General features: G+C 65.6%; 20 protein-coding genes and 1 pseudogene. 5 read left to right on the plus strand and 16 right to left on the minus strand.

Annotated elements, in window-relative coordinates; genetic code table 11:
- Positions 1-329: pseudogene (locus WG921_RS14425) on the plus strand (transposase); the annotation flags it as partial.
- Between the two features lie 196 nt (positions 330-525).
- On the opposite strand, the gene WG921_RS14430 reads toward WG921_RS14425, so the two are convergent.
- The 12 genes from WG921_RS14430 to hisD form a co-directional block, all read right to left on the minus strand.
- Entirely contained in the window at positions 526-1,884 is a 1,359-nt protein-coding gene (locus WG921_RS14430) for a tyrosine-type recombinase/integrase (protein WP_340109954.1), read from the minus strand.
- Positions 1,885-3,150: 1,266 nt separating this feature from the next.
- The gene (locus WG921_RS14435; protein WP_340109955.1) at positions 3,151-4,308 is read right to left on the minus strand and encodes a hypothetical protein; all 1,158 of its coding nucleotides are present in this window, start codon (positions 4,306-4,308) and stop codon (positions 3,151-3,153) included.
- A 22-nt stretch (positions 4,309-4,330) separates the two neighbouring features.
- Complete coding sequence (locus tag WG921_RS14440; RefSeq protein ID WP_340110135.1) at positions 4,331-5,416, minus strand: ABC transporter ATP-binding protein; 1,086 nt, start codon at positions 5,414-5,416, stop codon at positions 4,331-4,333.
- A 2-nt stretch (positions 5,417-5,418) separates the two neighbouring features.
- A complete protein-coding gene (locus tag WG921_RS14445; protein ID WP_340109956.1) occupies positions 5,419-6,507 on the minus strand; it encodes an ABC transporter ATP-binding protein in 1,089 nt (362 codons plus the stop codon).
- On the minus strand, positions 6,504-7,388 hold the full coding sequence (locus tag WG921_RS14450; RefSeq protein ID WP_340109957.1) for a carbohydrate ABC transporter permease: 885 nt from the start codon (positions 7,386-7,388) through the stop codon (positions 6,504-6,506). The genes WG921_RS14445 and WG921_RS14450 overlap by 4 nt, the downstream gene beginning before the upstream one ends.
- Positions 7,388-8,299 (minus strand): carbohydrate ABC transporter permease, encoded by a 912-nt coding sequence (locus tag WG921_RS14455; protein WP_340109958.1) that lies wholly within the window; start codon positions 8,297-8,299, stop codon positions 7,388-7,390. The genes WG921_RS14450 and WG921_RS14455 overlap by 1 nt, the downstream gene beginning before the upstream one ends.
- 20 nt (positions 8,300-8,319) lie before the next feature.
- Complete coding sequence (locus tag WG921_RS14460) at positions 8,320-9,792, minus strand: extracellular solute-binding protein (protein ID WP_340109959.1); 1,473 nt, start codon at positions 9,790-9,792, stop codon at positions 8,320-8,322.
- 34 nt (positions 9,793-9,826) lie between these two features.
- Positions 9,827-10,789 (minus strand): ABC transporter permease, encoded by a 963-nt coding sequence (locus WG921_RS14465; protein ID WP_340109960.1) that lies wholly within the window; start codon positions 10,787-10,789, stop codon positions 9,827-9,829.
- On the minus strand, positions 10,786-12,345 hold the full coding sequence (locus WG921_RS14470; RefSeq protein WP_340109961.1) for a sugar ABC transporter ATP-binding protein: 1,560 nt from the start codon (positions 12,343-12,345) through the stop codon (positions 10,786-10,788). Before WG921_RS14470 ends, WG921_RS14465 begins: the two co-directional genes overlap by 4 nt.
- 12 nt (positions 12,346-12,357) lie before the next feature.
- Complete coding sequence (locus tag WG921_RS14475) at positions 12,358-13,689, minus strand: substrate-binding domain-containing protein (RefSeq protein WP_340109962.1); 1,332 nt, start codon at positions 13,687-13,689, stop codon at positions 12,358-12,360.
- Positions 13,690-13,727: 38 nt separating this feature from the next.
- Positions 13,728-14,831: an MBL fold metallo-hydrolase gene (locus WG921_RS14480; RefSeq protein WP_340109963.1), complete on the minus strand. Its 1,104-nt coding sequence runs from the start codon at positions 14,829-14,831 to the stop codon at positions 13,728-13,730.
- Entirely contained in the window at positions 14,828-16,129 is a 1,302-nt protein-coding gene (hisD, locus tag WG921_RS14485) for a histidinol dehydrogenase (protein ID WP_340109964.1), read from the minus strand. Before hisD ends, WG921_RS14480 begins: the two co-directional genes overlap by 4 nt.
- 181 nt (positions 16,130-16,310) lie before the next feature.
- On the opposite strand from hisD, the gene WG921_RS14490 reads away from it, so the two are divergent.
- Positions 16,311-17,357: a LacI family DNA-binding transcriptional regulator gene (locus tag WG921_RS14490; RefSeq protein WP_340109965.1), complete on the plus strand. Its 1,047-nt coding sequence runs from the start codon at positions 16,311-16,313 to the stop codon at positions 17,355-17,357.
- A 120-nt stretch (positions 17,358-17,477) separates the two neighbouring features.
- Here the strand turns inward: WG921_RS14490 and WG921_RS14495 are convergent, their stop codons facing one another.
- The 4 genes from WG921_RS14495 to WG921_RS14510 all read right to left on the minus strand — a co-directional run bounded on the left by WG921_RS14495 (position 17,478) and on the right by WG921_RS14510 (position 21,364).
- Positions 17,478-19,127, minus strand: coding sequence for an FAD-binding oxidoreductase (locus tag WG921_RS14495; protein WP_340109966.1), 1,650 nt, complete (start codon positions 19,125-19,127; stop codon positions 17,478-17,480).
- Between the two features lie 212 nt (positions 19,128-19,339).
- Positions 19,340-19,750, minus strand: a complete 411-nt coding sequence (locus tag WG921_RS14500; protein ID WP_340109967.1) for a VOC family protein — start codon at positions 19,748-19,750, stop codon at positions 19,340-19,342.
- Positions 19,751-19,810: 60 nt separating this feature from the next.
- Positions 19,811-20,275: a nuclear transport factor 2 family protein gene (locus WG921_RS14505; RefSeq protein WP_340109968.1), complete on the minus strand. Its 465-nt coding sequence runs from the start codon at positions 20,273-20,275 to the stop codon at positions 19,811-19,813.
- Positions 20,276-20,464: 189 nt separating this feature from the next.
- Positions 20,465-21,364 carry a LysR family transcriptional regulator gene (locus WG921_RS14510; RefSeq protein WP_340109969.1) on the minus strand — a complete coding sequence of 300 codons (900 nt, stop codon included), beginning with the start codon at positions 21,362-21,364 and terminating at the stop codon, positions 20,465-20,467.
- 382 nt (positions 21,365-21,746) lie between these two features.
- On the opposite strand from WG921_RS14510, the gene ycaC reads away from it, so the two are divergent.
- The 3 genes from ycaC (at position 21,747) to WG921_RS14525 (ending at position 24,638) form a co-directional block, all read left to right on the plus strand.
- Positions 21,747-22,370 carry an isochorismate family cysteine hydrolase YcaC gene (gene ycaC / locus WG921_RS14515; protein WP_340109970.1) on the plus strand — a complete coding sequence of 208 codons (624 nt, stop codon included), beginning with the start codon at positions 21,747-21,749 and terminating at the stop codon, positions 22,368-22,370.
- A gap of 131 nt (positions 22,371-22,501) precedes the next feature.
- Positions 22,502-23,119, plus strand: coding sequence for a glutathione S-transferase family protein (locus tag WG921_RS14520; protein WP_340109971.1), 618 nt, complete (start codon positions 22,502-22,504; stop codon positions 23,117-23,119).
- Between the two features lies 1 nt (position 23,120).
- Positions 23,121-24,638, plus strand: coding sequence for a VOC family protein (locus tag WG921_RS14525; protein WP_340109972.1), 1,518 nt, complete (start codon positions 23,121-23,123; stop codon positions 24,636-24,638).
- Positions 24,639-24,681: the final 43 nt, after the last annotated feature.

Raw genomic sequence — 24,681 nt, forward strand, 5'->3', positions numbered from 1 at the left:
GACTCGAGGACGGGCGGGCACGCTTGGTGCGCCATGGTCATCTCCCGGAACGCGAGGTGATGACCGGCATCGGTCCAGTGCCGGTGAAAGTGCCACGCGTGCGGGATCGGGGTGCGGGCGAAGACAAGATCAGCTTCACGCCCAGCATTCTGCCGCGGTATCTGCGCAAGGCGAGATCGGTCGAGGAGTTGCTGCCATGGCTTTACCTGAAGGGCGTGTCCACGGGCGATTTCACCGAGGCGCTGGAGGCCTTGTTGGGTCCGAACGCCAAGGGCTTATCCGCGAAGACTGTCACGCGGCTGAAGGCTGACTGGTGGACGGACTACGAGGCTTGACGCGCCCGCTCCCTAATTCTGGCGACTCCGGGAATAACGGTAGCCGCGCTCGAGACCGTCGCGGGCGAACCAGTTCGCGCGCTCCCGGCCCGCCATCTCTCCGAATGCCGCGCCCGCGACCTCCAGGCGCTCATGAACCGGGGAACGGCGCACGCCCCGCGCAGTGGCTTTCTGGCGGAGGCCTCCACATTCACGCCGCGATCGCTTTCGAGGCTTCCAGAACGATCAGATCGTATGCACTCGCGAGCTTGTTCAGCGCGGCCTCCTTTGGATCTTCGGTCGTGTTGAGGATGCGGGTCGCGACCATGTAATGGCCCGCCGAGCCGCTGACCGAAGCGCTCCGGAACCGGTTGGTGTGGGCGAGGATTTCATCGACGGTTTGAACGGCGACGCCAAGCTCCTCGAGCAGTGTCGCGCCGGTACGGCGTACATCGTGCCGGGTCCACCCTGCGGTGCCGCTCGCCTCGTAGATGGCCGCGCTGATGCGGTCCCAGTTGTCGAGCGGGCCTCCGCGACCATTCGGAAACACGTAATCGTCTGGCAATCCGTGGGCGTAGCCAGGCAGCGCCCTCAGCAGCGCGAGCGCCGCCTGCGACAAGGGAAGCGACTGCGCACGATCCCGGCCGCCCATGGCCTTGACCGTCGGCTTGGTCCAGACGCCGTTGCGAAAGTCGAAATCACGCCAGCGAGCGGTCGCTGCCTCTTCGCGTCGCGCGAGCGTCAGGAACAGAAACTTCATTGCCACAGGACCGAAATCATTCGGCAGCAGCAGTCTGGGGCGGCGCAGTTGCTCGGGCGCAGGATAGAGCAGTAACGGCAGAACTGCGGTCAGTTCCCCGACGGAGAGAACGCGTGTCCGGAAGCCCTTAATCGTCGGATCATTCGATGACGGGTCGTACACCAGCCGGAGGACGGGGGTATCGATCCTCCGGAGGCGCCCTGCTCCGATCTTGGCGAACTTGCCTCGATGCGCCGCCCAATCAAGCACCGGGGCGAGATAGGACATCGCCCGCGAGATCTGCCCGTTGGCCGTCGTCTTGCCCTTGATCGGACGCGATGGCGTGTAGGTTCGAATGGCGCGTGCGATGTCCTCCTCCGTTAGCGCCTCGACGGGATCTGATAGAAGCGGCGCGAACACCGTCTCGATGGTGCTGCGCATATTGCTCTTGGAGCCAGGGTTGCCACGAGGGCGCCATCCTTTGCGCGACGCCGCGAAAATCGGCTGCGCCTCGTCCAGCAGATCGCCCAGGGTTACGCTCGACCGCTGTTCATCTCCGGTCCGGGTCGGCGCGCTGACGCCGCCGTAGCGGACGCCATGCCGGATCCTCTCGGCCATCGCGCGGGCCTCCTTCACGCTGAACTCTGGGTAGCCGCCGACGGTGTAAGTCCGGTTCCGGCCGGACTTGTCGCGCATCATCATCGCGAAGGACTTCGCCCCGCTGCGACCGATGCGCAAGGTGAAGCCTTGCACCACCGTATCTTTGATATTGAGCCGCTTGGCGTCAGTCTTCGCATGCTTCGCGAGCAGTTCCGTGATCTCTTTCTTCACCGTATTCTCCTTGCGTTCAATGTGTCGCAAGGAGGAGCTGGGTTCGTTCTTCCGCAGCATAAAAAGGGGACTGCACGGGACTGCAAAACCGCTGCGCTTCAGCGATACGCGATGAGATGGCGTGAGACGGGTGACCAATGGTTCAGTGAACCTACAAAGGCGACAAGCCTCTGAGTTATCCCATGTTTTTGGCCTCACGCCGTCTCATGACGGTTCAGTTCGTCTCGCCTGAAAAATCCGGAAAAGCCGTAGGAGCGGAATCATAATCCGCGTGTCGGGGGTTCAAGTCCCTCCTCCGCTACCAAATTTCCCTGATGTTTCAAATATTTGCTTCGAGCCTCGGATCCTGCTCCTCGCTTGTTTTCCACGAGAACTGCGACCCGGCGCGGGCGCAGCCCCCGAACCGTAGCAAGAGGTGGTGCTGGCGATAAGTTCAAGGTTCCGCTCTGTCGGCGTGCGGAACGGGCCTTCGCCTCTTCACTTCAGCTCCGCGACCTCATGGGGATCGGCGCTCTCGCATTTCACGACGATGTGCGCGTCTTTCGGTTTCGCGGCGAAACCCGAGTGAAATTTCCGGTTTGAGAGTTGGCGGCGAAGCACGAGGTTTTGGGCGCGACATGGTGGGAGCCCGTCCCTGTCCGCATGTGCTCGACCCAGCGACACCGCCGGATAGCGGCGATCCGAATCATGGCCGCAAGTCTGACTCAGGCGGAGAAGCCCCGGCGGATTGGGGAAGGCCTCTGAACATTTCGTTCCCAATCGTTTCCGCCCACCTTGCGATGAACCGATCTCCTCTTCGCAACCGAACAAGAAGATCGCATCGCATGGCGCCAAGCTCAACCGCCTGAGCTTACAGCGCCAGCATCCGTTTCACCACGCACGAGATCACATGATCCTGTTATATAGAGTGGGTTTTGATCCAGTCTCCAACTGAAGTGTTCGAGCGGCCTTCGCTCATCACGTCCTCACAGCAGGTCGGAGATATCGTCACCCAGACCGTCGCCGATCCATCATTGCGACATCATCAAAACTGGCGACGAAAGCTGGCGCTTCAAGAACCGAGCATAGTGTAAACGGCGCCCCCGCCGGCCCGCCGCCGCTGCGTTACATGAGAACTACGCGGCGGCGGGCCAGCTTGGCTACAGAAAGGCCATGCCTTGCCGAGGGCCTCAGTCGGGGAATGCGGTTTCCCGGGTGATCTGGCCCCCGCCCGAAAGTCCGCCGTTCAGCCGGCGGACCCGGACCATGCGGCGAAAGCAGCGTCGCTTACGCTGCGATCAGGCGATTGACCGTCTTTCGCATCGCGTCATCGCCTTCACGGACAAGAATCTCATAGAGGGTGATCTGGCTGAGCTGCGACCAGACGTAATTCTTCATCTGATTGAATGGCCGGCCATGCAGGTCGTCGCCCTTGATTCCGTAGTCGCTCTCCGCGATCTGGCGCAGCGCGGGTTCGGTGCTGAGCTGGGCGCCGCCCATCGTGTAGGGCCAGTTCATATCCGCAAGATGCGTCACCCAATGCTCCGCAGGCTGCGGCGCGAGGACGACATCGCCGCCCTTTCGTTCGAGAAGGCCGTACTCGACCGGGTCGACCTGCGCCATGACCGCCGCCGCCTTGATGAAATGGGCCACGCGTTCGAGGCCGATCCAGTTGGCGACGACGCGCCTGCCGTCCATCGCGGCGTCGAGCATGCCAAGCTGGTGCGCCGCCGCCATCGCCATGACGATCCGGCTGTCGAACCGGCGATGCATCAGCTCCGCGGTGACGTAGATGCAATGGGCGTGCCACGTGTCGTCATAGACCGTGCGCGGCTCTTCGAGCCAACTGCCGTCCTCTCGCCACTGATACAGCCAGACCTTGGGATATTCGTGGATCAGGAGGCCGGCGACGGAAACATCGCGATTGATCGGCACGCCGTACATCTGCCGGTAGTTGGATGTGTAGGCTTCCGCCATGCGGATGTTGTAGGCGACCGTGACCGCGAGCCCGCCCGGATGCGCGTTGTAGAAATCATTGTGGCTGGAGGGCGCGGTCAGGTAGGTCTGCGGGCTCATGTGGCCGGAGGGCCAGACATGATCGGGGTCGTCCTCCGCATTGAAGAACCCAAGCCTGACCATCTCGTCGAACATCTTCCGGCGGTCCGCTTCAGTCGGATACATCTCGAGGAAGGTGACTTTGGGGCCGGTGATGCATTCGGTCATCAACCGGCGATATCCTTCATCCTCGATCGAGGAGGCGGTTTGCAGGAGTTCGTTGTACGTGCCCATGACGAGGCGCGACGCGCGCGCCATCGCCTCGGGCGACATCGATTCGATTTCAGCGAACGTCTTCGGCTCGGCCAGATCGAGATGCTCCGAAAATTTCGCATAGGCGAACTTGCCCGGAAGCGGGCCGTCCTTGCCGCAGGCGCCACAAACGCACATGATTTCTCTCCCTTTTCCCTTGTCAGCCACTTCGCCGGGCGAACAGTCCGCTCCGACGGTCGAGAATATGCTCGGCGGCCGGGCGGAAGCCGATCCATACCGGGCCGCTCGTCGTCACCGGGTGGTCAGGCCGGCTGCGCGCCCTGATCACCTGACCGCCAAGGCGAATGTCGATCACATGATGGCCGCCGAGGCGCTCGATCTGCAACGCCTCGGCCGCGAGCGGCGTCTCCGCGCTCTGATGCGGCGAGACGCTGATCGCTTCGGGCCGGACGCCGATCGCCCCTTCGGTCGGGCGCGGCCCCTCGGCGCGGCCGACCAGAGGCGCCTGAAACCCGTCGCCATGGGCGATCAGGACGCCGTCCCGCTCGGTGAACTCGGCGGGCAACAGGTTCATCGGCGGCGCGCCCAGAAATCCGGCGACGAAGGCCGTTCTCGGGGTCTGGTAGAGTTCGTCCGGCGATCCGACCTGCTCGAAAACGCCGTTGTTGAGGACGCCGATCCGATCCGAAAGCGACATCGCTTCGGTCTGGTCATGGGTGACGTAGAGGATGGACTGCCCGGTTTCGCGGTGGAGCGTCTTGAACGCGATCCGCAGCGAGACGCGTATCCGCGCGTCAAGATTGGTCAGCGGCTCGTCCAGCATCAGAAGGTCCGAGGGCGCGGCCAGCGCGCGGCCGATGGCGACGCGCTGCTGCTCGCCGCCGGAAAACGTGCGCGGCAGCCGCTCCAGCACATGGCTGACGCGCAGCAGCGACGCGATCTCGACCACCCGCGCCTCGATTTCAGGCTCACCCCACCCCGCCGTGCGGAGGGGAAAGGCGATATTCTCGAACCCGGTCGACGCCGGGAAGAGCGCGATATTCTGAAAGAGAAGGCTGACGCCCCGATGGCGCGGCTCCGCGCGGGTCATGTCCCGCCCGGCGATCGCGATCCGGCCCGCTTCGGGACGCTCCAGCCCCGCGATGGTTTTCAGAAGCGTCGACTTGCCGGCGTTGCTCGGGCCGACCACGGTGAAGAATTCGCCGGGCTCCATGTCGAAGGAGACCTGATCCAGCGCCGGAGGACCGGGCTGGTAGCGCATGGTCAGTCCGGTTACGGAAAGCATGCTCACGCCGCGTCCTTCCGCTGATGGACGAGCCCGTCTTCGCGCCCGATCAGGTGGAGGCGCCGCTCGTCGAGCCCGAGCCAGATCGTCTCGCCGGCGGAGGCGAAGCCCGGCGGCGCGGTCAGCGCGATCAGGTCGTCGCCGTAATCGCAATGAAGCACATGCTCTACCCCGAGATTCTCGACAAAACGCACGGTGGTCCGCGCGTGGCCGTCGCCGCCCGTCTTCGAGAGCAGAACATCATGCGGGCGAACCCCGATCAGGAAATCGCCGCCGTCGATGTCCCGGGGCGCCAGCTCCAGCGCGCCATGCAGCGCGGTCGCGGCGCTGAGCCTCCCGCCGTCGCGCGTCACCCGGCAGGGCAGAAGATTGATCGGCGGATCGCCGATGAATTCGGCCACGAACCGGGTCGCAGGGCGGTGATAGATGTCCTCCGGGGCGCCCACCTGCTCGATCACGCCATCATGCATGACGGCGATCCGGTCCGACATCGCCATGGCTTCCACCTGATCATGGGTCACATAGAGAACCGTCTGTCGCAGCCGCTTTTGCAGTTGCTTCAGCTCTCCGCGCAGTTGGGCCCGCAGCGCGGCGTCCAGATTGGACATCGGCTCATCCAGAAGCAGCAGGCGCGGCTCGGTCACCAGCACGCGCGCGAGGGCGACGCGCTGCATCTCGCTCATGTTCAGGCTCGCGCCGCGCCGCGCCATGATCGGGCCGAGGCCGAGCGTCTCCGCCATCGCGGCGACGCGGCGGCGGCGCTCCGCGCGCCGCACGCCCTGCGCCTCAAGCCCGAAGGAGAGATTGTCGCGCACGGTGAGGCGCGAGAAAACGGCGTAATCCTGAAACACCAGCCCGATGCGCCGCCGGCCGGGCGGCGTAGCGTTGATCAACGCGCCATCGACGCGGATCTCGCCCGTGCTGGGCGTCTCGAACCCGGCGATCATCGTCAGCGTCGTGGACTTGCCGCACCCTGACGGCCCGAGCAGCGACAGAAACTCCCCCGGTTCAAGCGCGAGGTTCATGCTCCTGACCGCATCGGTCTCACCGAACCGCTTGCCGAGATCCCTGAGCTCCAGCCGGTGGGTCATCGCTTCACCGCGCCGAAGGTCAGCCCGCGCACGAGGTGCTTCTGGATGATGTAGCCGAAGAAGATCACCGGCAAGGTCGAGATCGCCCCCATCGCCGCCTGCACCCCATAGAGCTTGCCCGACGACGCCGAGACGTAATTCGCGACCTGGAGCGTGACGGTCACGATATCGCCGGAGGTGAGCACAAGCGCGAACAGGAACTCCGACCAGTTGAGGATGAAGATGAAGAGCGCGGTCGCGAGAATCCCGCCCCGCGCCAGCGGGAGCGTGATGGTGACGAAGGCTTTCATCTGGCTCATGCCGTGAACCATCGCGGCGCCTTCAAGCTCGGCCGGCGTCTCTTCGATGAAGGAGCGGATCATCCAGATCGAGAACGGCAGAGTGAACGCGGTATAGGCGAGGATCATGCCGAAATAGGTGTCCGCGAGCCTCAGGATCGAGAACAGCGCCACCATCGGCACCACCACCGCGATCGGCGGCATCATCCGGACGGTGAGGAACTGAAACGGGTAATTCTCGCCCCCGGTGCGGAAGCGCACGATGGAGTAGGCGGCCAGCGTGCCGAACAGGACCGAGAAGAACGTGGCGAAAACGGAGATGATGGCGCTGTCCTGAAACGCCTTCCAGGCGCTGCCCGAGACCTTGTAGTCGAGCGAGCCGCTCTGCCCGGCCGCGAAGTCGCGCGCGGCTTCGGGGAAGAAGACGATGCGGTAGTTCTGCAAGGTCGGCTGGTCGGTCAGCCAGACCGGCGGCCAGGCCGCCCATTCTTCGAACGGCTTCAGCGAGGTGGCGAACAGCCAGTAGATCGGGAAGAACGCGAACACCATCGCGGCGATGACGGCGAAGCGCTTGAGCAGGGTCGAGAAAAATCCTGAGCGCATCACGCGTGCCTCTTCAACGGGCGCGACAGCGCGAGACAGATCGACACGACCAGAACCAGCACGATGAGCGCGGCGGCCGCGATATAGCCCATCCGGAAATAAACGAAGGCGCCGTTATACATGTACATGGAGATGGTCTCGGTCGCGCCGCCGGGCTGACCCCGGGTCAGGATGTAGACCGGATCGAAGATCTTGAAGGTCTCGATGGAGCGGATCAGAACCGCGATTCCGATCACCGGCGCGAGCAGCGGCAGCATGATCCGCCGGAAGATCCGCGCCGGGCTGGCGCCGAGCGCGATCGCCGCGCGCACCTGATTTTGCGGCAAGCTCATCAGGCCGGTCAGCACCATCAGGAACATCAGCGGCGTCCATTGCCAGATTTCGCAGAGCATGATCGGCGCCAGCGCCCAGGTCGGGTGCGACAGCCATGAAAACGTGTAGGGCTCTCCGATCGCCAGGCTGATGAGGTGATTGATTGGTCCGCGGTCGTTGAAAAGCATGAAGAACGCGTTCGCCGCGTCCACCGGAATGATCATCATCGGCAGGATGACGACGGAAACGGCGAGCCGTTTCCACCACCACTCCTCGACGAAGAGCAGCGCCAGCCCGAGCGCGAGCGCGAGCTCCACCGCGATGCAGACCGCCACCAGAAAGAAGGTGCGCAAGACCGCGTTCACGAAGCGGTCGTCGTACCAGAGATCGACGAAATTCCACCACCAGACCGGCTCCGCCCGCCACCAGGACACGGCCTGCGTCGGCTGCCAGTCGGTCAGCGCCAGCCAGATCACGATGACGGTCGGCACGACCACCACCGCCATGATGGTGATCTGGGCCGGCAGCACGAGCGCGATGTTGAACGGCGGCCATCCGCGCCGGGGGGATCGCCCCGGCGCGGGCTGAGCGGCGCTCATCGTCGCTTCAGCAGAGGGTTTCATTTCAGCCGATCGCGGATCGAAGCCGGGTAGCTGGATTTCAGGAACCGCCACTGAACTTCCTGGCTCCGCCTGCCCATCCGCCGCGTGATGCGCGACCAGGCGTTCGCGCAATCGTCGAGCGCCTTTTTCGCGGTCTTCGACCCGGCGTCGGCGCCGGCGACCGCAACGCGCAGCTCGTCGAAATACTCGCCCTGGCCTTTCAGATAGAGGTCGGGGATCGCCTCGGTCATCGCCCGTTCATGCGCCGCGAGGAACGGCGCGGAATAGGTCTCGATGATCGACGCGTCCTTGTAATGGGCGTTGCGGGTCGGGTCGAAATATCCTGCGGGGTCCCGGGTCGCGATGGTCGACATCGCCGGCGAGCAGGCGAAGAGCGAGTAGAGATAGGCGATCTCCGGATCCGCGCTCATCGTGTTCACGACGTAGTTCCAGCCCCAGTTGAAATAGGAGGTGCGGAGCAGCTCGCCGTCGACGATCCCGCCGGGCATGTCGCCAAAGGCGAGTTTGTCCTTGAGCTTGGATTTGCCGGAATGGAGGTATTTCTGCGTGCCGCCCCAGCCGATATCGGCGAATTTGTCGCCTTCGCCGAAGGCTTCGAAATTCTCGAACAGGCCATTCGTCCGGGCGCCGGGATACTGGTGCGCGGAGGCCGCGATCAATTCCTCCAGCGCGGCGACGCCGGCCTCGTTGTTGATCTGCGGCTCGAGATCGTCCGAGAATGGATAGAAGCCCTTGGCGTGGAACCGGCCCCACCATTCCCACGCGGCGAAATATTGCGTGCGAAACAGCGCGCCGCCATACATGCCCTGGTCCGGGCGATGGAACCACGCCATCATGGCGTCCAGCTCCTCCCAGGTTTCGGGTATTTTCAGCGCGTAGCCGTTCTTGGCCTCGAACCCGGCGCTCTCCTCTGCGTTTTCCAGCCAGGGCTTGTTGTAGAACATCAGGTAGATGTCGCCATCGGTCTGATAGCCGTAGAGCGAGCCCTTGTAATAGTCGCCGATGGTGTAGAGCGCGTCCGCCTGAAAATCCTCGGGTTCGTATTTGCGCGCGTAATCGTCGAGATTGACGAGGATGCCCGACTCGGCCAGATCCGGAAGCCCGAACGTCGCCGGCAGCGCGAGGTCGAAGGAGCCGGATTTCGACACCGCCTCGAGCAGCACCTTCTGGGTGATCTCGCTCAACGGCACTTCGATATATTCGAACTTGATGCCGGTCGCCTCGGTGAACCGCTCCGCCACCGGCTGAACGTTTCCGAGCGAGCCGGACGGCTGAAGGATCTTCAGCGTCAGGCTCCGGTCGCCAAGAAGCTCCTTCGCCGCCGCCGCGGCGCGCTCATGGATGGTCGCGAGATCGCCGGTCGCGGCGCGCGCGCCCGCGAAAAGAGCGGGGGACATCGCGAAGCCCGCCATGCCGGCGGCGCCCTTCAGGAGCGTGCGTCGGCTTGGCCGTCTGAAAAGTTCGGTCATGTGTTCATCCTCCCGTTATCGGCCGTTTGCGGCCCTATTTGATCACCGCGCTCTTGGCGCGATCCTGTCCGATCAGCACGGCGCCGATGACGACGGCGCCCTTGATCATCATCTGGGTGTATTGATTGACGCCCATCAGATTGAGGCCGTTGTCGAGCAGCGCGATGATGGCGACGCCGATCAGGGTCCGGTGCACGCCGCCGATCCCCCCTGAAAGCGACGTCCCGCCGACCACGATCGCGGCGAGGGTGTTGAGAAGCAGATCCTGGCCGAGTGTCGGCCCGGCCGCGCCAAGCCGCGCCACGGCCAGCGATCCGGCGAGCCCCGCGGTCATGCCCGAAAGCGCGAAAGCGTAGATCTTGTAGCGCAGGACCGGAATTCCCGCGGTGCGCGCGACGGCTTCGCCGCCGCCGATGAAATACATGTAGCGCCCGAAGCGGGTGCGCCGCCCGGCGAGGCTCATGATCGCCCAGGCGCCAAGCGCGAAAAGCGCGATGTTTGGCGCGCTGGGGATCAGCTGGCCGATGGCGAGCTCCTCGAACGCCACCGACGAAAAGCGGAGCGCGCGCCCCTCGAGAATCTCCCACGCCGCGCCGGTGAAGATCGAGAGGGTGCCGAGCGTCACGACGAAGGAGGGAATGCGCCCGAGCGCGTAGATAAGCCCGTTGATCGCGCCGAGCGCCGCCCCCGCGCCCATCCCGATCAGAAGCGCGGCGACGCCCGCGTCCATCAGGTTGAGCGCCTTCACCGTGATCGCCCCGACCAGCAGCACGATCGCGCCGACCGAAAGATCGATGCAGCCCATCAGCACGACGAATGACGCGCCGAGGCAGGCGAGAAGCAGGGTGCTGGCCTGCCCGAGGATGCCGGTCATGTTGCGAAGCGAGAGAAAGGCGTCGGAGGCCAGCGAGAAGAAGACGATCAGCGCGACGACGACGCCGAGCGGCAACCAGAGGCCGGAGCGCAGGTCGATGCGCGCTGCGCCGGGCGCGCTCACGCCGCCGCCTCCAACTCGGGCGCCGCGGTCAACATGGCTTCGACCAGAGCCTGTTCGCTCGGTTTTTCATGCGCCGGCGCCGGTATGACCCGGGTGATGCGCCCCTTCCGCATGATCGCGATCCGGTCCGAGAGGCCGATCAGCTCCATGAGCTCGTCGGTGATCAGGAGGATCGCCACGCCCGTGTCGGTCAGGTCGCGGATCAGGCGGTAGATCTCCTCCTTCGCGCCGGCGTCCACGCCTCTTGTCGGGTTGTCGAGGATCAGAACGCCGAGATCCCGCGCGAGCCAGCGGCCGAGGACGACCTTCTGCTGATTGCCGCCCGAGAGGCGGTCGCAGGGCGCCTCCGGCCCGTCCGCCTTCACCCCGACGCGTTCGATCATCTCCATGCTCACCCGCCGCTCGCGCCGCGGACGCCAGAGGCCGAGCGCGGTTGAAAAAAGGTCTCCGCTGGGGAGCGAAATGTTCCATGAAATCGGTTGAGAGGCGATCATGCCCTCCGCGAGCCGCTCGGCGGGAACATAGCCGAGCCCGGCGCCGATCAGGGCGCGCGCGCCGGGGCGGCGCCAGGCGCCGGCTCCCATGGAGACCTCTCCGGAGTCGGACGCCGCCACGCCCGCGAGGCCCTTGCCGAGATCGCTCTTTCCGCTCTCGAGCAGTCCGCCCACGCCCAGGATTTCGCCGGCGCGTATTTCGAGGGAGACGCCGTGATAGGCGCCGGAGCGCGTCATCGCGCGCGCAGCGAAGGCCGGCGCCGCGCCGGCGCCGCCCCGCTGGCGGTCCTCATGGTAATAGTCGCGGTCGCGTTCGCGCCCGACCATCAGGCGATGCAGGTCCCGCTCATCCACGTCGCGCGGTTCGACGGTCCCGACCGCGCGCCCATCTTTCAGCACCATGATCTCATCCGAGAGCGAGAGCACCTCGCCGAGCCGGTGCGAGACGAAAAGCAGCGCGCCGGTCACGCGGGTCTGTTCGACGAGGCGGAGGAATATCCGCTCATCGCCCCGCTCCAGCGACGCCGTCGGCTCGTCCAGAAGCACGATCGGCCGCTCCACGCCGAAAAGACGGCGCGGGGCGAGGCAGGCGCGGATGATCTCCACCACCTGACGCTGGGAGAAAGAGAGATCGGAGGTCGTCTTGCGGACGTCGAGCCGCGCGCCGGCCTCGTCGATCATCTCTTCGGCGAGCGCGATCATCGCCTTGCGGTCGATGAATTGACCGAAGCGCGTGAAACGCCCCTCCGATCCCATCAGCAGATTCTCGTAAACCGGCACGTTGCCGATCAGCGCCTGTTCCTGAAACACGCGCGCAAGTCCGAGCCGCTGAGCTGCGGCGTAATCCGCCGGCTGCGTTGTCTGTCCGGCGAGGACGACCGACCCCGCATCCTGCCGCGCGATGCACGACAGGATGTTGAGCAGCGTCGATTTTCCGGCGCCGTTCTCGCCGACCAGGCCGAGCACCCTGCCCGGCTTCAGATCGAGATCGACGCCGTCCACGGCAAGGCTTTCACCGAACCGTTTGACAAGTCCTCTCGCCTGAAGCGCGGGGCTGTTCATGGCTCTGCCGCGTCACGCGTTCGGGGAGGGGCCGAACATCGGCGTCTTGTAGTGCTCCGCGTATTCCGCGGCCACCGCCTCCGCCTCTCCGTCTTCGCGCGCCTTCCTGTAGGCTTCGGGTTCCGACCAGCCCTCAGGCTTGTCGATGCCGCTCCACTCCAGATCGAGATCCATCGGAAACAGCTCGGCCTGGGGATCCCAGTCGTCGGGGTGCTCGACCTTCGACATCTTCTTGTAGTCGAACGGCTCGACATCGCCGTTCTCGACATAGCGGGAGAGGTAGATGTCGACATTCTCCGCGGTCATCGCGGTCGAGCGCCAGTTCATCATCCGCTCGGAGGCGCGCGGCTCCCAGCCGTTCATCACATCGTAGAGACGGGTGGTCAGAAGCGCTCCCATGTATTGGGGAACGTTGGCGCTTGTGGCGAGAAGAAGACCGCGCTTGATCATCTCCGCCCCGCCCGAGGTGCCGTCGGCCCCGCAGATGAAGACGTCTTCGCCCGGCCGATACCCGGCCGCGCGGAGCGCGGCGATGCAGCCGTCGGCCACGTCGTCGTTCTGGGCGATGACCCCCTTGAGGTCGGGGTGGCGCGAGATGAGATCCTCCATCGCTTTCTGGCTGTCCTCCCGGTTCCATTTTCCGGGCAGCTCTCCTGCGAGGGAGATTTCTGGAAACTCCGCGATCGCGGCGTCGCGGCCGCGTGAACGGATCAGGTCGACGGTGTTGCCCTCGACGCCGGTGACGCCGACCACTTCGCCGCCGCCGAACGCCGCCATCACCGCCTTGCAGACTTCGCGGGTGACGTCGCGATGCGCCGAATATTCTTCCGGGACGGCGTAGAGGGTCCAATAGTCGCCGGCTTCATAGGGGGTGAACCAGGGCAGCGTGCCCCAGGTGTTGGCGAGCCAGACCTTGTTCTCGTTCGCGAGCTGCGCGATTCTCTTGATCGAGCCGCCGCCCGGCGCGTGCAGCATGACCGCGTTCGCGCCGGCGGTGGTCTGCTGCTCGAACTGGTCGAGTTGGCGGCCGCTGTCGAGCTGGCCGTCCACGGCGGAATGCTCGAGCCCCAGCGCCTTCGCCGCGCCTTGCGCGCCGGCGTCCGCGTTCACGACATATTCCAGGCGGAGCGTCATCATCAGATGCGCGATCTTGCCGCTCTGATCGGCGATGGCCATGCCGGGAAGGCCGAGGGCGGAGGCGGTGACCATCGCGCCGGCGGCCGCGGTCGAGAACGCCAGAAAATCGCGACGCGACACGCCGCTCAGGCCCGCCGCGTCCATGTGCCGGTCAATCACGCGCTTGTCGGTGAAATCGGGCGGAATCGGTCCGAAACGCATGGTCATGTCTTTCTCCCTTTCATCGCTGGCCCGTTATTCCGCGCTCAGCTCCATTTTCGTTCGAGTCTCGCCTCGAATTCGCCCGCGGCCCATTCGCGGCCCTTGTTCGTGGCCGTGAACTTGACCAGCCCGTCCTCCGTCACCCGTTCGGCGCGACCCTTTTCAATCTGCAGGATCAGATGGGTCTGCAGGCAGCACTCGGCGTAGCAACGGCGCATGCCGACACCGGTCGAGACGGCGTAGTCGATTTCGGATTTCACCGGCATGACTTCAGGCACCAACTCCAGAATCGTCATCGGCTTGCCCGCGCGCGCAAGAACCTGGATGACGCGGAACTCCATGTCGTCTTGCTGACGGATCATATGCTCCAGGCGGCGCATCGAACTCGCTTCCGAGTAGGCGGAGAGACCGTGTCCCTCCAGCAGAAGCTGCGGCTTGATCCTGATGCAGCTTTCGATCGATGCGCGGTGCGCCTTCGCGTCGCCAATCGGCGCGGGGCCGAGCGGCGTCGGGAAATGCATGATGTCGGCGGAGTAGAGGGAGCCGGTGTGCGGGTTGTAGACCCCGACCTGCCCCGGGCAGTGCCCCGGCAGGTGCAGGATCTCCAGCTTCAGCCCGCCGACATCGAGAATATCGCCGCCTTCGACCGTCACGTCGACTTCGACCGGCCGGTTCCAGTGACGACGGACGATTTCGGGGTCGGAGAGGCCAAGGCTTTCGTTGGGCGCGAGATTGAAGTCGCGGAGCACCTCTTCGGGGCTGACGCCGAACCTCTCCACATTCTCGGCCTTGGTGACGAGCATCGGATCTTCGATGATCGGCTTGTCGAGCGGATGCGCGACGATTTCAGCGCCGTAGCGCTCCTTCAGGATCGAAGCGTTGCCGGTATGGTCATAGTGAAAATGCGTGATCAGGATGTAGCGGAGGTCGTTGGTCTCCTGATCCAGCTTGTCGATCAGGAACTTGCCCATGCCGTTGTCATATTCGGGCGTGGTCCAGTTGCCGGTGTCGATGAGGATGTTCTCGCCCTGGCCGCGGATCAAATAGACGCCGGACTGCACATATCCATCCAGCTCGTCCCCGGCCAAAGGGCCGTGAATCCCCGGCACGCCCCATCCATCGGGAGTCTCCGCCCAGTAGAAGATCATGTCGTGGTCTCCGTCTCGCGATTTTCTCCCCGGTAGCGCTCACCTCGAACGTCGCATGTGATCGCATGGGCCAACATGCCCTCCTCGCGGCAGATGCGGCCGAGCGGGCCGGCGAGATCGTGGCTCGCCGCGCGGCTCAACCTCTGCCAGGTCATGGTCTTGATGAACTTGCCGACCCAGAGCCCGCCCGTGTAACGCGCGGCGCGGCCGGTCGGCAGGGTGTGATTGGTGCCGACGCCCTTGTCGCCATAGGCGACCGTCGCCTCCGCGCCGACGAAGGCGCTGCCGTAATTGCGGATGCGCTGCAGGTACCAGTCGTCCTCGGCGGTCTGGATCTCGAGATGCTCGGGCGCGTAGTCGTCCACGATCCGCACGGCCTCATCGCGATCCGCGGCGACGACGATTTCGCCGAGATCCCTCCAGGCGCGCCCGGCCATTTCGCCGGTCGGCAGGGTCTTCAGCTGGCGTTCGATCTCCGCGAGAACGGCGGCGCCCATTTCGGCCGATGTCGTCACGACCCAGGCCGGGCTGTCCGGCCCATGTTCGGCCTGGCCGAGGATGTCGGTCGCGACCAGCTCCGCGTCCGCCGTGCCGTCGCAGAGCACGCAGACCTCCGTCGGGCCGGCGGGAAGGTCGATGCCGACCATGCCGAAAAGCTGCCGTTTCGCTTCGGCGACATAGGGGTTTCCGGGGCCGGTGATGATGTCCACAGGCGCCATCCCGACACGGCCGAAGGCCATCGACGCCATCGCCTGAACGCCGCCGATGCAATAGATGTCATCCGCGCCCGACGCATGGAGCGCATAGAGCGTCTGCGGATACATGCCGTTTTCGCCGGGCCGGGGCGGGGCGCAGCCGATGATGTGGCCGACGCCGGCGACGCGGGCGGTCGCGACGCTCATCGCCGCCGCCGATATCAACGGGTATTTCCCGCCGGGAATGTAGCATCCGGCCCGGTTGATGGGGACCAGCTTCTGCCCAAGGAGGACGCCGGGCGCGATCTCGGCTTCGAACTCGGAGATCGAATCGCGCTGCCGCTTGGCGAAATCTCTGACATTCGCGAGGCAAATCGCGAAATCTTCCTTGAACGTCTCGGGAAGGCGGCTCGCCGTCTCGCGGATCCTGTCCTCGGAGACGCGGAAGTCCGGCTCATCCCATTTGTCGAGCTTGGCGGCGTAGGCGCGCACGGCGTCGTCGCCCTGGTCGCGTATGCTGTCGATCATCTCGCGGACGGTGTCGTGAATCGCCGCAAGGTCCTGAGGCTTGCGCGGCGGTGCGCGCTTCACGAATTGCGGCATTTGAATCTCCCATGGCGTCGTCCGGTCTTTTCTGTAACCGGTTACAAATCCAACCCACCATGCGATCTGATTCGTGTCAATCCTACTTCTCGGCGGCGGTGAAAATCATGGAATAGGTAGACACAAGGCGATATTGCAGCGTAATTGCCGTTCAACGGAACCTATGAGTGGACCTGTCATCGTGAACCCGGTTTCAAAGAAAGGGCGCCGGCCGCTCAGGACGATCCGTGAGATCGCGCGCGAAGTGGGGGTCTCGACCGCGACTGTTTCACGCGTTCTGAACAATCCCGAGTCCGTCAGCTCCGCGAAGCGTGACGCGGTGCTGCGCGTCATCGAGCAGAACGATTACGTCAACGACGGCATGGCGCGGGCGCTTTCGGGCGGGCGAACGATGACGATCGGCCTTGTGATCCCGACGATCACGAACTCGATCTACGCCTCGTCCACGCATGCGATCCAGCGCCTCGCGCAGAAGAACGGATACGCGGTCATCCTTGTGGTCAGCGACTTCGACGCCGTGACGGAGAAGAACCTCATCCGACGGCTTGTCGAGCGCAGGGTGGACGGCATCATCCTGACCGGGGGAGAGCACGACCCCGGCGTCTACCGGATGCTGGAGCGAAACGGCGTGCCCTGCGTGCTGACCTGGCGCCTCGCGGACTCGTCGAGTTATCCTTGCGTATCCTTCGACAATTACGCCGCTGGCCGGCTGGCGATGGATCATCTTCTGAGCCTTGGCCACAGGCGGATCGGCCTGATCTGCGGCCGGTCGGATGTCAACGATCGGGCCCGGGAGCGGCGGCGCTCCTACGAGGACGCGATGACGGAAGCCGGTCTGGATATCGATTCCGGCCTGATCTTCGAGCGGGATTTCGAATTCGTCGAGGGGCAGACGGCGATGAGCCGGATGCTCATCACGCCCGAGCCGCCGACGGCCGTCTTCGCCGCAAACGATATTCAGGCGGTCGGCGCGTTGAGCGCCTGCCGGAATGCTGGGCTCCGCGTTCCGGAGGATATTTCGATCGTCGGTTTCGACGACCTGCCGATCACCCAGTTTTCCGCGCCGCAATTGACGACGCTTCGCGTTCCCGCCGCGGAGATGGGGCACCGCGCCGCCACGCGGCTCCTGCAGATGATCGACGGCGCCGAAGCGAGCGGCTCGGATGTTCTGCCCGTCCAGTTGATCGTTCGCGAGAGCACTGCGGAGATCAAGCACGTCGAAAACTGATCGCCCGATCTCAATTCCGGCAGGTTGTGGAGAGGAGATCGTCGGCAATGCCCGCCTTCAGGCGAATGCGGGGGGCGCCGCGTGGGCGCGTTCGGGTTGCGGCGTCAAAGCCCGAGCCGATCACCCCGCAGACTCGAACGACTCGGTATGAATACGCTCTGCGGGCGCTCCGCGGCGCTCCAGGCCGTTCTGGGCGTCGATCATGAAACGCGTCGGGCCGCAAAGGAAATAGTGCGCATCCGGGTCGCCTGCGAGATCGGCCAGAAGCGCGCCGTCGATCCGGCCCTCGGCGTCGCAGGCGGAATTGGCTCTGTCTTCGGGGCGCGGCCGGCTATAGGCGACGTGGACGCGTATGTTCGGGCGTGTCGCGGCGAGCGCGCGGACTTCGCGCGCGAACGGATGGTGGCCTCCGTCGCGGGCGCCATGAACGAACCATACCGGGCGCGCGCCGCCCTCGTCCGCGAGGGCGTGGAGCATGCTCACCATCGGCGTCACGCCCACGCCGGCGCTCGCGAGCACGACCGGGCGCCGCCCGGATGGCAACAGAAAGGCGCCGCCGGGCCTGCGCGCGTTGATGAGCGCGCCGACCTCGAGGCCATCGTGGAGTTGGCGTGACGCGGCGCCAAACGGCTCGCGCTTCACGCTGATCCGGTACCGGGCGCCGCCCGGCGCGCCGGAGAGCGTGTAGGTTCGCCGGACGGGCGCCGCCAAGCCCGGAACCTCAAGCTCTATCGGCAAATGCTGGCCGGCCTTGAAGGGCGGCAACGGGCCGCCGTCCCGCGCCTCGAAAAAGAATGACGTGACATCGTCGCTTTCCCGGACTCTCTCGACCAGGCGCAGCGCGCGCACCGACTCCGCATGCGCGTCCCAGCGCAGGGGCGTCGCGGCGGGCAGATCGACGATCTCATCGATATCGAGCGTCACCAGACGCCGGGCGCCGGGAACGCGCGCAACGGCCGCCGAGTCCCAGTCGATCGACGTCGTCCCGGTGAGCTGGAGCAGGCCGCCGGTCTCGAAATCCACGAAGAGCAGACCGGCGCGGGGAGCGGCCACGAGGTTGCCGAGCGTGTTGAAGTGGTTGTTGCCCGCGTAATCCGGAAAGACGAGGCGGGTCGGGCTGACGACGCGGACGAAGCCGGGCTCGCCGCCGCGGTGCGAGGCGTCCATGCCGAACGCCGCCCCCTCGCTCGCCCCCCGGTGGCCGCTCGCGATGAAGAAGGTGTCGGCCGAAGCGATCCACGCGCGCTGAGCCGGGGTCAGGCTGCGGCCCCGGCGCGGCGGCCCCGCAGGCGCGCCGTCGACGCGCCGCCACGCCCGCTCGCGGATATATTGCGGGCAGTTGCCGAACGTCTGACCCACCGCGCATACGAGGACGCCGGCGCCGTCGCTTTCGATCCGGCCATTCATGCGATTGCGTCGGCGCGTGGCGAGCTCGACGCCGAGGATCCCGATATCGGCGCCCGCCGCAAACGCCCCGTCGAGGGCGTCGCCGGGCGCCGGTCTCGCGTCGATGACCAGCGTGCGCGGATCGGGAGAGGTGACGAAGCCTTCGGCGCCGACGAGCAGCGTCGCCCACGGGCGGCCTCGGGCGTCCCGCCCCGCCGCGACCAGAAAAGGCAGCGCCGTGTGAAAGGCGCGATGCTGCTCCGGCATGTAGGGGCGCACCACCTTGCGCGCCCAGTCTTCGATAGCGCGCACGCCCATGCGTTCCTGAACCTGCCGTTCACCCGCATGGAAGGGGGAGTCGGCCTGCGGCGAATCATCGGACATGGGCCTCGCTCCTGATTGCGTCTGCTACGCGCGACGTCGCCGGTCGTATCTTCGAAGACGTAAAGGCCAGGTCGGGCACGCGGCGGACGCGGCCGGCCGGAGAGGCGTGGGCGCGCAGCGGCGCAAACGCCCGCCCCGCCCGTCCCGGATCGCCGGCGCGGACTTCCTCGCGGGCGGACGCTGGGCGCCCCCGGCGCGTCCGGAATGCGGCCTCAGCCAGCGGGCGCGATGAACTCCATGCGGACGCCGCCGGGAATGGAGCACATCATGTGCTTCGTCGCGCCGCCGCCAAGGGACTCAGGCGCGAACTCGATCCCGACGCCGGCCGTCCGGGTCAACTCCCGGTGCAGGTCTTCAAGGCGATCCGCGTTCTCGACCTTCAGCGCGACGTGGTGCAACCCGATGACGTTCTTGCGGTCGAAGGGAACCGCCGTGGCCGGATCGACCGCCTGCCAGAGAGTGATCATCGTGACGCCGTCGGTCAGAAAGACCGCAGGGTAGTCCGGCTTCTCCCCGACCTGCGAAAATCCCAGCGTGTCGATGAAGAACGCCCGGGTTCTGGCCAGATCCGGAACGGTCAAACCGACATGATGGGCGCCTCTGGTGACTGCGTTTTCTGACATTCTCTCTTTCCTTTGATCTTGCGGTCGTTCTTCCGGTCCCCTGAGATGCCGGGCGCGGCGCTAAAGCCCGAGTTCGGACAGTCCGGGATGGTCGTCGGGCCGTCGCCCGGACGGCCAGTGAAATTTCCGATCTTCGGCCCGGATCGGCAGATCGTTGATGCTGGCGTGCCGGCGGCGCATCCGCCCGTGCTCGTCGAACTCCCAGTTCTCGTTGCCATAGGAGCGGAACCACTGTCCGCTGTCGTCGCGCCACTCATAGGCGAAACGGACGGCGATGCGGTTGTCGCCGAAGGCCCAGACCTCCTTGATCAGACGATAGTCCAGCTCGCGCGCCCATTTGCGGATGAGGAAGGCTTCGATCTGGTCCCGGCCCTCGACGAACTCCGCCCGGTTCCGCCACCGGCTGTCGAGCGTATAGGCCTGCGCGACGCGCTTCGCGTCGCGGCTGTTCCAGGCGTCCTCGGCCAGTCGCACCTTTTCGGCGGCGGTCTCCGCGGTGAAGGGAGGCAAAGGCAGGCTGTTCATGAAGATTTCCTCAATCAGAGAGCATTCCGACGCCGACGATCATTCGGCGCCGCGCGAGTCGGGTTCGTGCTGTCGCCCGCTCATATGAGGCGTCTGATTCAGGGTGAGAATGAGCAAAATTGGAAAGATATTATTCCCGCTCATGGAATAACGATGCTGAAAATCATCGAACCGGCCGCAGACGGCGCATCAGTTGATGGCGGGATCGGCGCGCAGACGATCGACCATGAAATCGACGAAGGCCCGCACTTTCGACGAGACCATCCGGCCCTCCTGATGAACCACATGGATCGGCATGGGGGGCGGTTCGAAATCGCTGAGAATGGTCTGGACCAGCCCCTCCGCAAGCTGCGGCGCGATCTGGTAGGAGAGCAGACGCGAGATCCCCCATCCCCGCGCCACCAGGTCAATCACCGCGTCATTCGTGTTCATGCGAAGGCGGGGCTCGAAATGGATGGAAAACGGCGCGCCTTTTTCCTGAAACGACCATTCGAGTTCGGAGCTGATCGCCAGCGACTTGATCAATCGGTGGCGCGGGAGATCGGTGGGGTGCTGAGGAAAGCCATGCGCCTCCAGATACGCCGGCGCCGCGATCATGACCTGGCGCACCGATCCCACGCGAACCGCGGTTGACGAAGAATCCGCCAGATCGCCGATGCGGATGGCCACGTCGAGCCCCTCGTCCATCAGGTTGACGATCCGGTCGACAAACAGGGTCTGGCAGTTCACCAGGGGATAGCGGTCCAGAAAATCGCCCAGGATCGGGGTGACGAAGAGCCGCCCGAACAGCACCGGAGCGGTGATGCGCAACTCTCCGCGCGGCGCGGCGTGAGAGCCGGCCGCCGCTTCCTCCGCCTCTTCCAGGTCCATCAGAATGCGGCGGCTGTCCTGCAGGAAGCGCGCGCCGCTCTCGGTCAGTCGAACCGAGCGTGTCGTGCGAATCAGAAGCCGGGTGTCGATCCGCTCCTCCAGCGCCGAAACGGCGCGCGTCACGGCCGGCGGCGACATCGCCAGGTCGCGCGCGGCGGCGGCGAAACCGCCGCGCTCAGCAACCTTCACGAACACCTGGATACACCGGAGGCGGTCCATTCTATTGTTCCATTTGCTGGAATGTCCAACTGAATATTGTGGCCAGCCGAACATCAATAGAAAAGAATACGCCGTCAATAGCGCTGAAAAGGCGCTGTCAAAACGAACGCGCAAGCCTCCGTCTCACCAGGTGGGGGCGAGGGCCGGATTCCATCTCATGATGGTTTCCTTTCGGGCGCAGAGAGCGCCATGGATCGCCCGCCCTGGCGCAAGTCTTGAGGGCCACGCCGTTCGGCGAATCAGAACGCGGCGTTTGGATTTCGCGCGGCAGACGGCGCAATCGGAACAACCTATCTTCCAGAGCATCGCCAGGCGCAGAGGAGCGCCAGGCGATCCCGCCGCGCCAAGCCGCGACTCCCGTGCGACCGAAAAGGACAAGCGCATGAGCACCCCCTACACCCGTCTCGACAAGGACGACGCCGCCGTCCTGCTGGTGGACCACCAGGCCGGCCTGCTGTCGCTGGTCCGTGACGTCGATCCCGACAAGTTCAGGAACAACGTGCTGGCGTTGGCCGATATGGCGAAGTATTTCGACCTGCCGACCATCCTGACCACGAGCTTCGAAGACGGCCCGAACGGCCCCATCGCGCCCGAATTGAAGGACGCCTTCCCGGACGCGCCCTTCATCGCCCGGCCCGGCCAGATCAACGCCTGGGACAACGAGGATTTCGTCAGGGCGGTCAAGGCCACGGGCAAGAAACAACTGATCATCGCCGGCGTCGTGACCGAGGTCTGCGTCGCATTCCCGGCTCTTTCCGCCCTTGCGGAAGGGTACGAGGTTTTCGTGATCGCCGACGCATCCGGCACATTCAACCCGATGACCCGCGACGCCGCCTGGGAGCGCATGTCGGCGGCGGGCGCGCAGATGATGACGTGGTTCGGCGCGGCGTGCGAGTTGCATCGCGACTGGCGCAACGATGTCGAGGGGCTTGGCGCGCTGTTCGCAAACCACATCCCCGATTATCGCAACCTGATGACCAGTCACGCCGCCCTCAGGCAAGGCTGACCTCCCAAATCTGTCCCGCGCGTTCCGGACAGGTCCGCCCGCCTGGCCGGCCGATGGCCCTTAAGAACAAGGGATCGCCGGCCGGCGGGTGGATGCAAGCCGCTGATAAATCGGAATCTGGAGAGAGTCTCATGACCACGCTCTACTACGCACCCGGCGCCTGTTCGCTGGCCCCTCATATCGTTCTGGAATGGATCGGCGCGCCTTACGACGCGGTGAAGGTCGGTTTCGGCTCCAGGGAGTTGCTGGCGGTGAACCCAGCGGGCGCCGTGCCCACGTTGCGCGAGGATGACGGTTGGCTCTTGAGCCAGGCGGGCGCGATCCTCGGCTATCTCGCGCAGAAGCACCCCGAAGCAGGGCTTGGCGGCGGCGACACCCTGCGCGAGCAGGCCGAGGCGCGGCGCTGGTCGGCCTTCTTGACCAGCGACATGCATGCCGCCTTCTGGCCGATCTTCCTGCCGCAACGCTATACCGTCGATGACGGCGAGGCGGCGAAACAGGCCGTGACGAGCGCCGGACGCGCCTTGGCGCGCAAGCAGCTGGGCCATCTGGACGCCCACCTTGAGGGGCGCGACTGGATGCTGGGCGCGCGCTCGGTGATCGACGCTTACGCCTTTCCGATGATCCGCTGGGCGATCAACATGCTGCCGGGCGGGCTGAACGGCCATGACAACGTGCAGGCGCTGCATGACCGGATTGCGGCGGACGCCGCGGTGCAAGCCGTGCTCGCCCGCGAAGCGGGAGACTGAGATGACAAGCGGCATCCATCACGTCACCGGGATCACAGCCAATGTGCAGGCCAACGTGGATTTCTACGCTGGCTTTCTGGGCCTGCGGCTGGTCAAGCGGACCGGCGGGTTCGAGGACGCCGAACAGTTGCATTTGTTTTATGGAGACGCGGCGGGCGCGCCCGGCTCGCTGGTCAGTTTCCTCGTGTGGGAGGCCGGCGGGCGCGGGCGCGTCGGACACGGGCAGGTGGCGGAGATCGGTTTCGCCGTGCCGCCCGCCAGCATCGGCGATTGGTTGACGCGGGCGCTGGAGGCGCGCGCGCCGACCGAAGGGCCGTCGCGCGAGCTCGGCGCGCCGGCGCTTCGGCTAAAGGACCCTGACGGGCTGGTCGTCAAACTCGTGGGCGTGGCCGCGCCCGCCACCGCGAAGCCGCCGGGTTCGATCGCCCCGACGCGCCTGCATTCCGTCACCATCCTCTCCGAGCGGCCCGATGAGACGGCCGCATTCCTTGGCCGTTTCGGTTTTCACGGCGGCGAGACGCAGGGCGCGATCCGGCGGCTCGCCTCGGAGCGCGACTTCGTCGATGTCCGCGACGCGGCCGGCTTCGTGCCCAGCATTCCGGGCGCCGGGATCGTCGACCATGTCGCCTTTCGCGCGAAGGACGCGGCGGAGCTGCGGCGATTGCGGAGCGCTCTCGGCGCCGCCGCCGCCCCGGAGATCCGCGACCGCAAGTATTTCCTGTCGCTCTACATGCGCGAACCCGCCGGGACGCTGATCGAATACGCCACCGACGGCCCTGGATTCACGGTGGACGAGCCATTGGATCGTCTCGGAGAGACGCTGTTCGCCCCACCGCAAGACGCGGGCCGCGCGCAGGATCTGAAACTGATGTCGCCGCAATTCGCCCTGCCGGGCGAAGAAAGGGGCCCCATGCGCGATCTGCCTTTCATCCACCGCTTTCACCGCCCCGACAACCCGGACGGCGGCGCGATCATTCTGCTGCATGGCTCCGGCGGGTCCGAGGCCGACCTGATGCCGCTCGCCAACCGGATCGCGCCGCGCGCGACGCTGCTGGGAGTGCGCGGCCGCTCGACCGAAGAAGGCCTCAACCGCTGGTTCCGCCGCTTCGACGCGATGACTTACGATCAGGCCGATATCCGCGCCGAGGCCGAGGCCTTCGCCGCGTTCGTTCAGGGCGCGGTTTCAGGCTACGGGCTTGATGCGGCGCAGATGACCTTTCTGGGCTATTCCAACGGCGCCAATCTTCTGGGCGCGGTGATGCAGCTTCATCCCGCCGCGGTGCGCCGCGCGGTTCTGCTGCGCGGGATCAATGTGCTGGAGGAGCCGCCGGCCGCCGATCTGGCGGGCGCCAGGGTGCTGCTGCTGAATGGCGCAGACGATCCTTTCAGGCGCATGGCGCCAGCCCTGGAGCGGGCGCTGCGCGATGACGGCGCGGATGTTGAAAGCCACACGCTGCCTGGCGGCCACGATCTGGGCGCAGCGGACGTGGAGAGCGCTGCGCGCTGGCTGGCCGCCTGACCCGCCGGCGCCCGCCATGCCTTTTCGAATGGCGGCGCCGAAT

The sequence above is a fragment of the Paludibacillus litoralis genome (assembly GCF_037646705.1).
Classification (GTDB): Bacteria; Pseudomonadota; Alphaproteobacteria; order Rhodobacterales; family Rhodobacteraceae; genus Pikeienuella; species Pikeienuella litoralis.

Coding starts and splice junctions, on each gene's coding strand:
- WG921_RS14435 (WP_340109955.1), bottom strand. CDS start 4,308: ATGTGCGTTTGTGGCGCCTGCGGCAAGGACGGCCCGCTTCCGGGCAAG.
- WG921_RS14445 (WP_340109956.1), bottom strand. CDS start 6,507: ATGACCCACCGGCTGGAGCTCAGGGATCTCGGCAAGCGGTTCGGTGAG.
- WG921_RS14450 (WP_340109957.1), bottom strand. CDS start 7,388: ATGCGCTCAGGATTTTTCTCGACCCTGCTCAAGCGCTTCGCCGTCATC.
- WG921_RS14460 (WP_340109959.1), bottom strand. CDS start 9,792: ATGACCGAACTTTTCAGACGGCCAAGCCGACGCACGCTCCTGAAGGGC.
- WG921_RS14505 (WP_340109968.1), bottom strand. CDS start 20,275: ATGAACAGCCTGCCTTTGCCTCCCTTCACCGCGGAGACCGCCGCCGAA.
- WG921_RS14495 (WP_340109966.1), bottom strand. CDS start 19,127: ATGTCCGATGATTCGCCGCAGGCCGACTCCCCCTTCCATGCGGGTGAA.
- hisD (WP_340109964.1), bottom strand. CDS start 16,129: ATGCCGCAATTCGTGAAGCGCGCACCGCCGCGCAAGCCTCAGGACCTT.
- WG921_RS14455 (WP_340109958.1), bottom strand. CDS start 8,299: ATGAGCGCCGCTCAGCCCGCGCCGGGGCGATCCCCCCGGCGCGGATGG.
- WG921_RS14440 (WP_340110135.1), bottom strand. CDS start 5,416: ATGCTTTCCGTAACCGGACTGACCATGCGCTACCAGCCCGGTCCTCCG.
- WG921_RS14500 (WP_340109967.1), bottom strand. CDS start 19,750: ATGTCAGAAAACGCAGTCACCAGAGGCGCCCATCATGTCGGTTTGACC.
- WG921_RS14475 (WP_340109962.1), bottom strand. CDS start 13,689: ATGACCATGCGTTTCGGACCGATTCCGCCCGATTTCACCGACAAGCGC.
- WG921_RS14480 (WP_340109963.1), bottom strand. CDS start 14,831: ATGATCTTCTACTGGGCGGAGACTCCCGATGGATGGGGCGTGCCGGGG.
- WG921_RS14510 (WP_340109969.1), bottom strand. CDS start 21,364: ATGGACCGCCTCCGGTGTATCCAGGTGTTCGTGAAGGTTGCTGAGCGC.
- WG921_RS14470 (WP_340109961.1), bottom strand. CDS start 12,345: ATGAACAGCCCCGCGCTTCAGGCGAGAGGACTTGTCAAACGGTTCGGT.
- ycaC (WP_340109970.1), top strand. CDS start 21,747: ATGAGCACCCCCTACACCCGTCTCGACAAGGACGACGCCGCCGTCCTG.
- WG921_RS14520 (WP_340109971.1), top strand. CDS start 22,502: ATGACCACGCTCTACTACGCACCCGGCGCCTGTTCGCTGGCCCCTCAT.
- WG921_RS14525 (WP_340109972.1), top strand. CDS start 23,121: ATGACAAGCGGCATCCATCACGTCACCGGGATCACAGCCAATGTGCAG.